Origin of the sequence: Cytobacillus stercorigallinarum (assembly GCF_014836495.1) — a bacterium.
Taxonomy (GTDB): Bacteria; Bacillota; Bacilli; order Bacillales; family Cytobacillaceae; genus Cytobacillus; species Cytobacillus stercorigallinarum.
Genome location: NZ_JACSQT010000026.1, coordinates 1 through 14,342, shown reverse-complemented (window position 1 = coordinate 14,342; position 14,342 = coordinate 1). Strand labels below are relative to the sequence as shown.

Genomic DNA, 14,342 nt, shown 5'->3' with positions numbered 1-14,342 from the left:
CTCAGCGCCGATGGTAGTTAGGGGCTGTCCCCTTGTGAGAGTAGGACGTTGCCGGGCAAGATGAAAGAGCACATATTGTGTATGTGCTCTTTTTTTGTGATTTTTTTTAATTTTTATTTTCACTGTAAACTAACTATCCCTTTTTATTTCCTTGGCAATGAACTTTTCTTGAATGAAGAAATTCATAAATAAGAAAAGGACTTTTCCGTTCCGTCAAATCGAGGAATTGATGGATAAATGGATAATCATTATTGGTCATTAGCTTAATGCATTCATTCCACCATTCTGTTTCATATCTTGCAATCATGCTTAAATTATAGAGTAATAAGTAATGGGAAAATAATTCTGGATAATCATTTAACGGACTTCTTTCGATAGGTAATGAATAATTTTTATTTACAATATTATATTTTAAACGATTGATCTCTTTGTTGTGAGGGAATTTTATATGTTTCTTCGTATAGTGAATATCCGCTTCATCTACTTGTAGTTTTTCGGAAAGAAAAGTAGAAAATCTCGATTCAGTCATATGATAATGATTAAGAATTGTTATTGGTACATGGTAGCCATCTTCTTCTTTTTTTATGTCAATAAATGTTTGTTCCTTTTGGATAGACTGAAACATTATTTCCATCTCTGGGATTTGTCTTAATAAATCAACCATATAAAATTTATCGCCCTCTAGATGTTTCATATGAAACATTTTTTCTGCCATATATGGAAATAAACCACTCTTTTGTAGTTTCACTTCATCTTTTAAAAAAAGGTATTGTTGCTTTTTCTTTTTTCTTGTTGAAACACCATGAGCCAGTACGGAAGTCGTATCTGGATAAAGTGGATCAATAGTTAAAATACATGCCTTTATGAGATGAACTAAACCGTAGAAATAGAGAATAGGCTTAATGATTAATGGGGCAGTTGCGGCTTGTTCATAGTAAACCTTACCGTGTTCAATGTAATAAATAAATGGATAAGTATTTTCAAAACTCTTTTGCGATGCTTGTTCAATACCTTCCTTTTGATAACTTTTTTCTAAATATGTCTTGGTTGTTTCTGTTGAAAAAAAAGGTAAATATGATTGCCAATTGTCGTAAGAATACCTCAAAATATACTACCTCCAAATAATCTGAAAAATCCAACTTATAGCAGTGTCCTTGACAGTATTTTGTCCAATTGATAACCTACTAATAATATTTTCATGTTCAGGAGGTCAAAAAAATGTGGGAAACTAAATTTGAAAAAGAAGGTTTAACTTTTGATGATGTACTACTTGTACCTGCTAAATCTGAGGTATTGCCGAAAGATGTCGATTTGTCGGTGAGACTGTCTGATAAGGTAAAGTTGAATGTTCCAATAATCAGTGCTGGGATGGATACAGTAACTGAAGCTGAAATGGCTATTGCAATGGCACGTCAAGGTGGATTAGGTATTATCCACAAAAATATGTCCATTGAGCAACAGGCAGATTTAGTTGATAAAGTAAAACGCTCTGAGAGTGGCGTTATTTCTGATCCGTTTTTCCTTACTCCCGAACAACAAGTGTATGATGCTGAACATTTAATGGGTAAATATCGTATATCAGGTGTTCCAATTGTAAATAATCTGGACGAGCAAAAACTTGTTGGTATTATTACAAACCGTGACCTTCGTTTTATTCAAGATTTCTCTATCAAGATCTCTGATGTAATGACGAAAGAAAACTTAGTAACTGCTTCAGTAGGAACAACGCTACAAGAAGCAGAAAAAATTCTGCAAAAGTATAAAATCGAGAAATTACCTCTTGTTGATGATAATGGTGTTTTAAAAGGACTTATTACTATTAAAGATATTGAAAAAGTGATTGAGTTCCCTAACTCAGCGAAAGATAATCAAGGGCGTTTACTTGCTGGTGCAGCAATTGGTATAACAAAAGATACAATGAAAAGATTAGAGTTACTTGTTAAAGCTCAAGTTGATGTAGTCGTAGTCGATACGGCTCACGGCCACTCAGCTGGCGTTATTAATACAGTAAAAGAAATTAAGGAGAAATACCCTGAACTAACAGTTGTAGCAGGTAATGTAGCCACTGCTGAAGGGACACGTGCATTGTTTGAAGCTGGGGCTGATGTTGTAAAGGTTGGTATTGGACCTGGATCTATTTGTACAACACGTGTCGTAGCAGGTGTTGGCGTACCTCAAATTACAGCGGTGTATGATTGTGCAACAGAAGCACGTAAACATGGTAAAGCGATTATCGCTGATGGTGGGATTAAATATTCAGGAGATATCGTGAAAGCATTAGCTTCTGGTGGACATGCTGTTATGCTCGGAAGCATGTTAGCAGGTGTATCTGAAAGTCCAGGGGAAACAGAAATTTTCCAAGGACGTCAATTTAAAGTCTATCGTGGGATGGGATCTGTTACTTCTATGGAAAAAGGATCAAAAGATCGTTACTTCCAAGAAGATAATAAGAAATTCGTTCCAGAAGGCATTGAAGGACGTATTCCATATAAAGGTTCATTAGCAGATACGATTTATCAGTTAGTTGGTGGCGTTCGCTCTGGTATGGGTTACTGCGGGGCAGCAAATTTAGAATTCTTAAGAGAAAATGCACAGTTTATTCGTATGACAGGTGCGGGCCTTAAAGAAAGTCACCCACATGATATCCAAATTACGAAGGAAGCACCAAACTATTCACTATAATTTTTAAAAAAGTAAGAGGGTAGCCCCTCTTATTTTTTTTGCTTGAAAAGAGTTCTACCTTTCGTCATCGTAAGCATAATGGACAATGTTTTTCTCAGGAGTAATGACCTAAGGAATAGAAAAAGAAAAGGGTTGTTCATGAAAACGCCAAGATTAGGAAAAGGTTGTTTGTATCCATGAAGGACATCTTATGATAAAATAACAAAAGCTGAAAAAAAAGTTGGAGGGCTTTGGAATTGAGTAGAAAAGGATATCGTAAAATTGTTGCAAGTTTCTTGGCGTTGATTATGGTGTTAGGCATTCTTCCTAATGTACATAAAGCAAGTGCAGAAGAAGACATACTTAATATTAATGCAGATGCAGCTATTCTAGTAGATGCAGAGACAGGTAGGGTTTTATACGGGAAAAACATTGATAAAGTACTTGGTATCGCAAGTATGTCAAAAATGATGACTGAGTACCTCTTATTAGAAGCAGTTGATGAAGGTAGAATATCATGGGATCAACAATATTCAGTAAGTGAATATGTTTGGAAGGTTTCACATGACACATCACTTTCAAATGTTCCTTTAAGAAGAGATGGGACGTACAGCATTCAGGAGTTATATGAAGCGATGACCATCTATTCTGCTAATGGGGCTACAATTGCCATTGCAGAGACAATTGCTGGTTCTGAAAAGAATTTTGTGAAAATAATGAATGAAAAAGCAGAGGAATTAGGTTTAGAGGATTATAAATTCGTCAATTCTTCTGGTTTAAATAACAGCGATTTAAAAGGTAACCATACGATAGGTAATGAAGACGAAGAAAATGTCATGTCTGCTAGAGCGACAGCTAAACTAGCAACTGCGCTTCTCACTGATTTTCCTCAAGTATTAGAAACAGCTAGTATTCCTAAGAAAGTTTTTAGAGAAGGTACTGAAGATAGTATCAAAATGGAAAACTGGAACTGGATGTTACCTGGGCTTGTCTACGGATATGAAGGAGTAGACGGCTTAAAGACGGGAACAACTGATTTTGCTGGTTCTTCTTTTACAGGAACAGCAGAACGTGATGGCAAAAGATATATAACCGTTGTTATGAATGCTAAGGGCGGCGGTGATTCTGGCTATAATCAAGCTAGATTCGACGAAACAAAGAAAATGTTTGATTACGCATTCTCTAATTTCGACAAAAAAGAAATTGTTCCTGCTGGCTATCAAGTGAAAGATAAAGAAAAGCTAGCTGTCGAAAAAGGGAAAGAAAATGCAGTAGCGATTGAATCAAAAGAGGCTATTACATTAACTGTTAAAAACGGTGAAGAAGAGAATTATCAACCAAAGCTTGTGGTCAATGAAGATTTATTAAATGATCAAGGACAATTAACAGCTCCTGTAAAAAAAGGGGATGTTGTTGGTTATTTAACGGTTGAAGATAAAGATGGCAATGTGATTGAATTTTTAAATTCAAACGAAGCAAGAGTTGATGTCATCGCTTCTGAAACGATTGAAAAGGCTAACTGGTTCGTTTTATCTATGCGTGGTGTTGGTGGATTCTTTGGCGATGTTTGGGACAGTGTCGCATCTACTGTTAAAGGTTGGTTTTCTTGAATAATGTAGTTGCATTTGGCTTATAATTATAGTAAATTATGAATTACTAATAAGTTAAATAAAAGAAAGCATAAAGAAGGAATTAGTATCAAGTATACTTTTGCCAAAGAGAGCTGGTGGTTGGTGCAAACCAGACAAAAGCACTTGAGAATCCATCCTTTGCGTAGAGCTTGGAACACATTTTTTGTAAGTAAAAGCTCTCGGGTAAACCTCGTTAAAGATTTAAAGTGAAAAGTATGGTTTATACTTTTAACTAGGGTGGCAACGCGGGTAACTCTCGTCCCTTTATTGGGGACGGGAGTTTTTTGTTTTCACAAATTTGAATATGGAGGGAAAGGCAATGTTAGATATCAAATATTTAAGAGCGAATTTTGCTGAAGTGAAAGAAAAACTAGAAAAACACCGTGGGGAAGATATTTCTGATCTTGAGAAGTTTGAAGACTTGGATGTAAAACGCCGAGAATTACTTGTGAAAACGGAAGAGCTCAAAAGCAAAAGAAATGAAGTATCACAGCAAGTGGCTGCTTTGAAACGAGAGAAAAAGGATGCGGACCATTTAATTGCTGAAATGAGACAAGTGGGCGACCAAATTAAAGATTTGGACCATGAGTTACGTGAAGTAGAAGCTGAACTAGAGCTTATCTTACTCAGCATTCCAAATATCCCACATGAAAGTGTACCAGTTGGTGAGACAGAAGATGACAACGTCTTAGCTTGGCAATGGGGGGAAGTAAAGGGCTTTGATTTTGAATTTAAACCGCATTGGGATATAGCGACTGATCTTGGTATTTTAGATTTTGAACGAGCAGGAAAAGTAACAGGTAGTCGTTTTGTTTTTTATAAAGGATTAGGTGCTAGATTAGAGCGCGCATTGTATAATTTTATGTTGGATCTTCATACAGAAGAACATGGATACGAAGAAGTGCTACCACCATATATGGTTAATCGTGCAAGTATGACTGGTACAGGGCAATTACCAAAATTTGAAGAAGATGCTTTTTTAATTGAGAGTGAAGATTATTTCCTTATCCCAACGGCAGAGGTACCGATTACGAATATGCATCGTGATGAAATTTTAAGTGCGGATCAATTACCAATTAATTATGCTGCATTTAGTGCGTGCTTCCGTTCTGAAGCTGGATCCGCTGGCCGTGATACGAGAGGTCTTATTCGTCAGCATCAGTTTAATAAGGTTGAGCTTGTGAAGTTTGTTAAACCAGAAGATTCTTATAATGAGTTAGAGAAATTAACGAAGAATGCAGAAAAAGTTTTACAACTACTGGGTTTACCTTATCGCGTCATGAGTATGTGCACGGCTGATTTAGGATTCACAGCTGCGAAGAAATACGATATTGAAGTATGGATGCCTAGCTACGATAATTATCGAGAAATTTCTTCTTGTAGTAACTTTGAAGCTTTCCAAGCGAGACGTGCCAATATTCGCTTCCGCCGTGATGCTAAAGGTAAGCCAGAGAATGTTCATACATTAAATGGCTCTGGATTAGCAGTGGGACGTACAGTCGCTGCGATATTAGAGAATTATCAACAAGCTGATGGTAGTGTCGTTATTCCAGAAGTACTTCGCCCTTATATGGGGAACAAAGAAGTGATAAAACCAGCAAATTAAGGTAGACGATAGGATCTGTTCTTTAGGACGGATCCTATTTTTAAAAAATATGCAAACTTCTCTTGACTTCTATTTAAATAGATGATATATTATTTCTTGTCGAAACGGAGGAATACCCAAGTCCGGCTGAAGGGATCGGTCTTGAAAACCGACAGGGGTGTTAAAGCCCGCGGGGGTTCGAATCCCTCTTCCTCCGCCATTATAACTTTTAACATGCGCATAATTAATTGGAGATATGAGTCGCTACTTTATAGTAGCGACTTTTTTTATTTCTCGACAAAAAAACAGCCTGTACGATTCATGTACAGGCGAATATTTTATATTGTTTGTTTTAATGTATGGCCAATTTTTTCGAGCACTTGATCGATGTCTGTTGGATTAGAAACAAGATCATATTCATTAATATTGAGTCGTAAAATAGGACAAGCACTAAATTGATCAATCCAGGTTTCGTAGCGCCCGTGCATCTCTTTCCAATAGTCAATCGAGGTTTGTTGTTCCATTGGGCGTCCACGTTCTTTAATACGCGCTAGTATATCCTCTAGGGAGCCTTCTAAATAAATTAAAATATCAGGGTGCGGGAAATAGGGTGTCATGACCATCGCTTCGAATAGGCTGGTATAGGTTTCATAATCAACTGGTGACATCGTTCCTTTTTCATAATGCATTTTAGCAAAAATGCCAGTATCTTCATAAATAGAGCGATCTTGAATGAATCCACCACCATATTCGAACATCCGCTTTTGTTCTTTAAACCTTTCAGCGAGAAAATAAATTTGTAAATGAAAACTCCATCTTTCAAAGTCGGCATAAAACTTGTCTAAATACGGATTTGTATCGACTTTTTCAAAAGAGGTGCGGAAATTAAGTGCTTCTGCTAAATAATTGGTCATTGTTGATTTTCCGACACCGACCGTTCCTGCTACAGTGATGATTGCGTTATTGGGTATGCCGTAGTTATTTCTATTCATGCTTTAGTACTCCTTGTTTGTATACTCGTTGTTAACGTATCAATAATGTATTGCAGATCATTCTTATTATGAACAAAATCCAATTGATCCGCGTCAAGGTGAAGGATAGGGATATCCGGATGCTGTTTTTCAAATGTCTGCATTTTTAGATCGTAATCAATGGATAATTGTTCAAGATAGAGAGGACTTATATTCTTTTCGATTTCGCGTCCACGCTTTTCAATTCTTTTTAGTAAAGTATCTAGGCTTGCCCGCAAATAAATAATGATATTTGGTCTCGGCATATCGTCCGTTAAAATATGATAAATTTCTTCATATTTTTCATATTCAGGTGCTTCAAGAGATTTACTAGCAAAAATCAAGTTTTTAAAAATATGATAATCAGCTACGACAGGCTTATCATTCGCAATATAACGGTCCTTTATATCCTTGAGCTGTTTATATCGATTACATAAGAAAAACATTTCTGTTTGAAAACTCCACTCATCGATATTCTCGTAAAACTTTCCGAGAAATGGATTCTCATCGACGATTTCTTTTAATAGATGGTAGTTAAAATGAGTGGAAAGGGCTGTGGCTAGCGTGGTCTTACCTACGCCAATCGGCCCTTCCACTGTAATAAAAGGTACTTGATTCATCTATTTGTCTCCCCCTAAACTAGCATAACTTCCATTTTAACACAGGTCAGACCTCTATGAAGAATGAAAAAATAGACAGGAGATTAAAATAGATTTAACGCTTTACGACATTGAAATTTTCATCAATGAGGAGCCAGTTTTGTGGAAAGTCTAAACCAAGTTTCCAGTAGCTTACACCTCTTAACCTTAATTCTTTCAATAAATCAAATTTCGCTTGAATGGAACGGGCATCTTCAAACCAAACTTCATGTCTTTTTCCTTCGTTGTCTGTGTATAAAAAGAAGGGTGCTTGTGCTTCTTGATCATATTGAATTGCCACATTATTTTCTAATGCAATCTGTATAGCTTGTTGTGGACTAATAGCACGTGCCATCGTTCCTTGAACAAAAGGAAGCGTCCAATCATAGCCGTATAAATTTTGCCCCATCATAATTTTATCAGGCGGAATTTCTGTTATTGCATATTCAAGGACATCTCTCACGGGTCCGATAGGTGAAACGGCCATAGCAGGCCCTCCACTATATCCCCATTCATATGTCATGATGATGACAAAGTCGACAATTTCACCATGTGCTTTATAATCGTGGCCTTCATACCATTTCCCTTTTTGATCGGCGCTTGTTTTAGGGGCAAGAGCCGTTGATATGAGCCAGCCTTCTTGGTGGAAGCGATCGCGTGCTTTTATTAGGAATTGGTTATAAGCTTCTTTATCTTCTGGTCGAATGAACTCAAAATCAAAATGGATATCTTGGAAGTTGTATTTTTTTGCTGTTGCAACAATATTGTCGAGGAATGTGTTTTGAATGTTTTGATCGTTGAGAAGTATACTTGCTAGCTCATCACTAAATTGTGCATTTTCTTGATTAGATATGACCATCATGAGGACATTTTGATTTTGTTCAGCGATAGCAGGTAATTCATCTAAAGGCGGTTCTTGCAACGAACCATCTCTTAGTGCTTGAAAGTTAAATGGTGCTAAATAAGTAAGATGGGGTGCTGCACCTCTTGAAGCTTCTATTAAGTTTTCCGATACGGTGTCTCCTCTAGGCTCAACATAGGCATTTATTTCGGCAGAAGTTTTTGGACGTTCGGGAATGTATAAGCGTAGACCAACCCTTAAGGGATTTGTTTGTGAGATTTGATTAATATTCACAAGCTCTTCTACTGTGAGCCCATATCGTTGGGCAATTAAATAGAGTGTATCGCCAGGCTGTACCCAATAGAAGCTACCAATGATTGGAATCACAAGCGTTTGACCGATCACAAGTTGATTAGGATTCTGTAATTCATTAGCATCGATTAAATCTTGTGTGGTTGTGCTATAGGCCATCGCTATACCACTTAACGAATCATTCTGTCTTACCACATGTATTTGCAAGTAAAACCCTCCCTAAATGTTTCATTATAGAAATACAGGCATTCAAAGTGAATGATTTAATTACACTATAAATAACTTATGAAGGGAGTGGCTAATACATGATACATTCATGGTAATGGATCAATATTTGCTTTCAATACATCTTTCATCATAATTAAAGCGTTCTCGTTATCGTGGTCATCATTAGAAGCAATGCAGTTAGCGGGTATATGTAATTTATACTCTCTCATATAAGCATCGTTTGCAGAGAAAAGCACACAAATGTTTCCTGCCAAACCAACCATTATTAGCTTATCAATGGCTAATTGATTTAAGAGTGTATGAAGTGCTGTTCCGTAAAATGCGGAATGTTTCGGTTTGATTAGAAAGTAATCCTCACTTGATGGTTTGATTGTTTGGAGGATTGGTGCACTTATGGGATTGTTGCAGTAGGCCATTATCTCTTCAATATCAGCTTTCCAGAGCTTGTAATGGTCATTAATATAGATGACTGGTAACTTGTGTTGATGAAAGTGCGTTCTAATAAGATTAATGCTTGTGGTCATTTTTAATGCTTTTTTAGCCAGTACTTTGCCATGTTTAAATTGAAAATCATTAATCATGTCAATAATAATTAATGCCGTTTTCTTTTCGGTTGTTATATTCAATCAAAATCAACCCCTTTTAATTAGAAAAGATATAAGGAATTTCAAACGTTACCTGCTAAGATGAAAAGGTAAGTTTTTACGTTTTTTTATTGTTTGTAAAAGCAAAGAGAATTACACTGAAAGAAACGCTATGGTATTTAAAGGAATGAAGTAAATGAGTATAGATGAACAATTTATGTTAGAAGCGATAAAAGAGGCAGAAAAAGCAAGAGCGATTAATGAAGTTCCAATTGGTGCTGTCATTGTTTTGGATGGGCAAATTATTGCCCGTGGGTATAATTTACGGGAAACAGCACAAAAAGCGACTGCGCATGCAGAATTACTTGCGATTGAAGAAGCGTGTGGGCAGCTCGGTACATGGCGATTAGAGGACACAACCCTTTATGTTACACTTGAGCCTTGTCCGATGTGCGCGGGCTCTATTGTCCTTTCACGAGTGAAACGGGTCGTTTACGGTGCAACTGATCCAAAAGGTGGATGTTGCGGGACGTTAATGAATTTGCTAGAAGATTCAAGGTTTAATCATCAGTGTGAGGTGGTTGCTGGAGTAATGGGTGAAGAATGTGGGGAACTGTTATCCACGTTTTTTTCAGAATTACGAGCTAGAAAAAAGGCTGAAAAGAAGCTTTTAAAAGAACAAAAGAAGCAAGAGGAATGTTAAGCATTGCAATTTTAGTTTAAAAACAGTATACTGAATATGCGTCGAAATGACGCAACTTAAATATTGGTATCAATTTTGCCGTGCTAGGTGGGAAGGTAGCGGTGTCCTGTACTCGCAATCCGCTCTAGCGAGACTGAATTCCTATTCTGAGGCTGATGTCCTGTAGGGTCTGCCTTTAGTAAGTGGTGTTGACGCTTGGGTCCTGCGCAATGGGAACCCATGAACCATGTCAGGTCCGGAAGGAAGCAGCATTAAGTGGACTCTCTCATGTGCCGCAGGGTTGCCTGAGCTGAGCTAACTGCTAAAGTAACGCTTATGGGCGTCAGTCGAAGATAGGTGCACGGCAGTTATATACATATAATAATAAAACTCATTCTTCTTGAATGAGTTTTTTGTTTTTTTCCTATCCTTTTTTGTAAAATAGAAAATAGATACGTTATAATAAATACGACACTAAAAGAAGGGGGCGTGCCAATTGAGTTATCAAGCATTGTATCGTGTATGGCGCCCACAAACATTTCTTGATGTAGTAGGGCAAGAGCATGTAACAAAAACATTGCAAAACGCCCTGCTTCAAGAAAAAATATCGCATGCGTATCTTTTTACTGGACCAAGAGGAACCGGTAAAACAAGTGCGGCGAAAATTTTAGCAAAGGCTGTAAACTGTGAAAGAGCGCCCATTAATGAACCATGTAATGAATGTGATGCGTGCAAAGGGATTACTGATGGGTCCATACCCGATGTCATTGAAATTGATGCCGCATCTAATAATGGCGTAGAAGAGATTAGAGATATAAGAGATAAAGTAAAATATGCACCAAGTGCGGTTAAATATAAAGTGTATATTGTTGATGAGGTGCATATGTTGTCAATGGGAGCATTCAATGCGCTCCTAAAAACATTAGAAGAACCACCCCAACATGTTATTTTTATATTAGCAACGACAGAGCCACATAAAATTCCACTGACAATCATTTCTAGGTGTCAACGGTTTGATTTTAAAAGGATAACTGCGACATCGATTGTGAATCGTATGCAAATGATTATAGATGAAAGTGGTGTTAATTGTGATTCCCAAGCACTACAAATTATTGCCAGAGCTGCTGAAGGCGGTATGCGTGATGCCTTGAGTTTATTGGATCAAGCAATTTCATTTAGTGATGAGATTGTAACAGTTGATGATGCTCTAGCTGTTACAGGTGCTGTTTCACAAGGTTTTCTTAATCAGTTAGCCACAGCTATCGTTAATCACGATGCCGCTAACGGCTTAGAAATATTAGGTGAACTTCTTTTTCAAGGAAAAGATCCCACTCGATTTGTAGAAGATTTTATTCTTTATTATAGAGATATGCTATTATATAAAGCAGCACCTAATCTTGAAGAATCAATGGAAAGGGTTCTTTTAGAGGAAACATTCATAGAATTAGCAGAAAAGGTGTCACAAGAGCAAATTTATCATTTGATCGAGCAATTAAATAAAACACAGCAAGAAATGCGCTGGACGAACCATCCAAGAATATTTTTAGAAGTAGCGATTGTGAAACTTTGTCAGCAAGAACAGATTAAGGGGCAAAGTGCGGAAGATGTTCAGCCATTAATTACACGGATTGATCAATTAGAAAAAGAGTTATCACAAATAAAAGCGCAAGGTGTTAAAGTCTCAGAAGAATCGGTAGCACCTCAAGCGAAAAAGCCACAGCGTGTATCTAAAAAAGGATATCAAGCACCTGTTGGCCGAATAAATGAAGTGTTGAAGCAGGCAACAAAACAGGACTTAATGATGGTCAAAAGTCATTGGGGTGAAATGTTAGAACGTCTCGTACACAATCAAATGCGCTCACAAGCAGCATTACTAAACGAAGCGGAGCCTGTTGCTGCATCTGATCAAGTTTTTATTATCAAATTCAAATATGAAATTCATTGTCAAATGGCGATGGAGAATCATAAATTTATTGAAACTCTAACGCAATCTTTGTTTGATTTAAGCGGAAAGAGGTTTCAGGTCTTAGGTTTACCAGATGAACAATGGCAGTCCATTCGCCAATCGTTTCTTCAGTATCAAAAGGCGAATGGAGATGATACAGCAGAGGATATGGGGAATGAAGAAGAAGATCCTGTTGTATCTGAGGCAATGAAATTATTTGGTGAAGATCTTATTGAAATTAAAGATTAAATAAATATTAGGAGGTAAGGAATTATGCGTGGTATGGGTAATATGCAAAATATGATGAAGCAAATGCAAAAAATGCAAAAGAAAATGGCGCAAGCGCAAGAGGAATTAGGAGAAGAAAGAATTGAAGGAACAGCTGGCGGTGGTATGGTCACTGTTGTTATCTCTGGTCATAAAGAAGTTTTAGAAGTCAATATTAAAGAGGAAGTCGTTGATCCTGAAGATATCGAAATGCTTCAAGATTTAGTTTTAGCAGCAACAAATGATGCGATTAAAAAATGTGATGAATTAACCAATAATACAATGGGGCAATTCACAAAAGGTATGAACTTGCCAGGGATGTTTTAATACGGATAACGAAAAGAGCGCCGCTGGTTTTTTTGAGCGGCGTTTTTTAAAGCATTCACTATTAGACTAGGAGTCAAAGAGAAGAGTTATATGAGAAAGAGTTTGTTGTTAAACGCCTCTCGGTCAAATGCTCTCGTCTTTGATGAAAGAGGGGGAGACAGATATGCATTATCCTGAACCGATATCAAAACTGATTGATAGTTTTATGAAGCTTCCAGGAATCGGACCGAAAACAGCCGCTCGGTTAGCTTTTTTTGTATTAAGTATGAAAGAAGACACTGTACTAGATTTTGCTAAGGCATTAGTGAATGCAAAGAGAAATCTATCTTATTGTTCTGTGTGTGGTCATATTACAGATCAGGATCCTTGTTATATATGTGAGGACCAGAGGAGAGATCGATCAGTCATATGTGTTGTGCAAGACCCTAAAGACGTTATCGCCATGGAAAAAATGAAGGAATTTAATGGTTTATACCATGTTTTGCATGGTGCTATTTCACCGATGGATGGTATCGGACCAGAAGATATTAATATTCCCGATTTGTTAAAACGATTACAGGATGAAACTATCCAAGAAGTTATCTTGGCAACCAATCCTAATATTGAGGGCGAGGCGACAGCAATGTATATTTCTCGTCTCATTAAACCTTCTGGTATTAAGGCGAGTCGCATAGCTCACGGATTACCAGTAGGAGGAGACCTTGAATATGCCGATGAAGTAACACTTTCAAAAGCTTTAGAGGGAAGAAGAGAAGTATAGTGAGAGGTGTATGCGATGTTCTTTCGTAAAAAAGAATGGCTTCGTAAGGAATATGATGAGAAGTTATTAGGGCAGTTAAAAGAATTAAAAGAAGAATGGAAGAATCAAAAATCTTTAATTGAAAAAAGTTTTGATCCTTCAGCAGAAGCAATTAGTGAAGCTAAGCTTGCTGAGGCAAAATACTTTTATTTGTTCAAGGAAGCAAAGAAAAGAAACGTTAGTGTTCGATATTAATTTTTATACCTCCTCAAGGTCTTTTTTTAGGTGCTTGTTCATACATTGGTTGTACAAGTTTCCTTAAATAGAGGGGGTTTTTTATTTGGAGCCAGTTTGGATTATCTCAGGGTTAGGTATTCTCATTCTCTTTCTATTAGTAGCAGGTGCCTCGTTTCGACCAATTAAGTGGATTGGACAAGGCTTTATAAAGATAATAATTGGTGCACTATTATTATTTGTACTAAATACAGTAGGAAATCAATTTGGCATTCATTTACCTATTAATATAGCTACTGTAGCTGTTAGTGGGATATTAGGTGTGCCGGGTATATGCTCACTAGTGGCCATCCAAATGTATGTCATATAACCGTCAAAGCATGAATGAAATAGCTAATCAGTTACGTATTTCTAGTAACTGATTTTTTCTTTTAAAATATTGTTGACATATTAATATAATGCTGATAATATATTAAGAGTCGTCACAACGACGCATCATCCTTTAAAAACTTTTAAAAAAACTTTTTAAAAAAGCATTGACATAAAATGCGTAGGATGATATATTAATAAAGTCGCTTCTAAAGCGAATGAGATTGTTCTTTGAAAACTGAACGAACATAAAACGTCAAGCGTAATTCTAAAAAAGCTGATTTATCAG

14 protein-coding genes, 1 tRNA gene, 1 other RNA gene and 1 other annotated feature are annotated in these 14,342 nt (G+C 36.9%); of the genes, 11 read left to right on the top strand and 5 right to left on the bottom strand.

All coding sequences use genetic code 11. The features are described from left to right. Nucleotides 1-133: 133 nt before the first annotated feature. Nucleotides 134-1,105 carry a YaaC family protein gene (locus H9655_RS22070; RefSeq protein WP_191817381.1) on the bottom strand — a complete coding sequence of 324 codons (972 nt, stop codon included), beginning with the start codon at nt 1,103-1,105 and terminating at the stop codon, nt 134-136. A 113-nt stretch (nt 1,106-1,218) separates the two neighbouring features. Between H9655_RS22070 and guaB the strand changes: the two genes are divergently transcribed. The 4 genes from guaB to H9655_RS22050 all read left to right on the top strand — a co-directional run bounded on the left by guaB (nt 1,219) and on the right by H9655_RS22050 (nt 6,097). After that, entirely contained in the window at nt 1,219-2,682 is a 1,464-nt protein-coding gene (guaB, locus tag H9655_RS22065) for an IMP dehydrogenase (RefSeq protein WP_191817380.1), read from the top strand. Between the two features lie 287 nt (nt 2,683-2,969). Then, nucleotides 2,970-4,271 (top strand): D-alanyl-D-alanine carboxypeptidase family protein, encoded by a 1,302-nt coding sequence (locus H9655_RS22060; RefSeq protein ID WP_191817383.1) that lies wholly within the window; start codon nt 2,970-2,972, stop codon nt 4,269-4,271. A 62-nt stretch (nt 4,272-4,333) separates the two neighbouring features. Next, nucleotides 4,334-4,559, top strand: a binding site (T-box leader). A 52-nt stretch (nt 4,560-4,611) separates the two neighbouring features. After that, nucleotides 4,612-5,898, top strand: coding sequence for a serine--tRNA ligase (gene serS / locus H9655_RS22055; protein ID WP_191817379.1), 1,287 nt, complete (start codon nt 4,612-4,614; stop codon nt 5,896-5,898). A 106-nt stretch (nt 5,899-6,004) separates the two neighbouring features. Beyond that, nucleotides 6,005-6,097, top strand: a tRNA-Ser gene (locus H9655_RS22050). A gap of 118 nt (nt 6,098-6,215) precedes the next feature. Here the strand turns inward: H9655_RS22050 and H9655_RS22045 are convergent. From H9655_RS22045 to H9655_RS22030, 4 genes are all read right to left on the bottom strand, one after another. Further along, complete coding sequence (locus tag H9655_RS22045) at nt 6,216-6,869, bottom strand: deoxynucleoside kinase (protein WP_191817378.1); 654 nt, start codon at nt 6,867-6,869, stop codon at nt 6,216-6,218. Then, nucleotides 6,866-7,507: a deoxynucleoside kinase gene (locus tag H9655_RS22040; protein ID WP_191817377.1), complete on the bottom strand. Its 642-nt coding sequence runs from the start codon at nt 7,505-7,507 to the stop codon at nt 6,866-6,868. Before H9655_RS22040 ends, H9655_RS22045 begins: the two co-directional genes overlap by 4 nt. A gap of 94 nt (nt 7,508-7,601) precedes the next feature. Then, nucleotides 7,602-8,885, bottom strand: a complete 1,284-nt coding sequence (locus H9655_RS22035; RefSeq protein WP_191817376.1) for a glycoside hydrolase family 18 protein — start codon at nt 8,883-8,885, stop codon at nt 7,602-7,604. A 107-nt stretch (nt 8,886-8,992) separates the two neighbouring features. After that, on the bottom strand, nt 8,993-9,532 hold the full coding sequence (locus H9655_RS22030) for an isochorismatase family cysteine hydrolase (protein ID WP_225230817.1): 540 nt from the start codon (nt 9,530-9,532) through the stop codon (nt 8,993-8,995). 154 nt (nt 9,533-9,686) lie between these two features. Between H9655_RS22030 and tadA the strand changes: the two genes are divergently transcribed. From tadA to H9655_RS21995, 7 genes are all read left to right on the top strand, one after another. Then, nucleotides 9,687-10,193 carry a tRNA adenosine(34) deaminase TadA gene (tadA, locus tag H9655_RS22025; protein ID WP_191817375.1) on the top strand — a complete coding sequence of 169 codons (507 nt, stop codon included), beginning with the start codon at nt 9,687-9,689 and terminating at the stop codon, nt 10,191-10,193. A 78-nt stretch (nt 10,194-10,271) separates the two neighbouring features. Next, nucleotides 10,272-10,537: signal recognition particle sRNA large type (ffs, locus tag H9655_RS22020), an RNA gene on the top strand. A 131-nt stretch (nt 10,538-10,668) separates the two neighbouring features. Further along, a complete protein-coding gene (dnaX, locus tag H9655_RS22015) occupies nt 10,669-12,366 on the top strand; it encodes a DNA polymerase III subunit gamma/tau (protein WP_191817374.1) in 1,698 nt (565 codons plus the stop codon). A 21-nt stretch (nt 12,367-12,387) separates the two neighbouring features. After that, a complete protein-coding gene (locus H9655_RS22010; protein WP_404826127.1) occupies nt 12,388-12,711 on the top strand; it encodes a YbaB/EbfC family nucleoid-associated protein in 324 nt (107 codons plus the stop codon). A gap of 163 nt (nt 12,712-12,874) precedes the next feature. Continuing rightward, entirely contained in the window at nt 12,875-13,471 is a 597-nt protein-coding gene (gene recR, locus H9655_RS22005; protein ID WP_191817372.1) for a recombination mediator RecR, read from the top strand. Nucleotides 13,472-13,486: 15 nt separating this feature from the next. Further along, a complete protein-coding gene (locus tag H9655_RS22000; RefSeq protein ID WP_191817371.1) occupies nt 13,487-13,705 on the top strand; it encodes a YaaL family protein in 219 nt (72 codons plus the stop codon). 85 nt (nt 13,706-13,790) lie between these two features. Continuing rightward, nucleotides 13,791-14,054 carry a pro-sigmaK processing inhibitor BofA family protein gene (locus tag H9655_RS21995; RefSeq protein WP_191817370.1) on the top strand — a complete coding sequence of 88 codons (264 nt, stop codon included), beginning with the start codon at nt 13,791-13,793 and terminating at the stop codon, nt 14,052-14,054. The last annotated feature ends 288 nt before the right edge of the window (nt 14,055-14,342 follow it).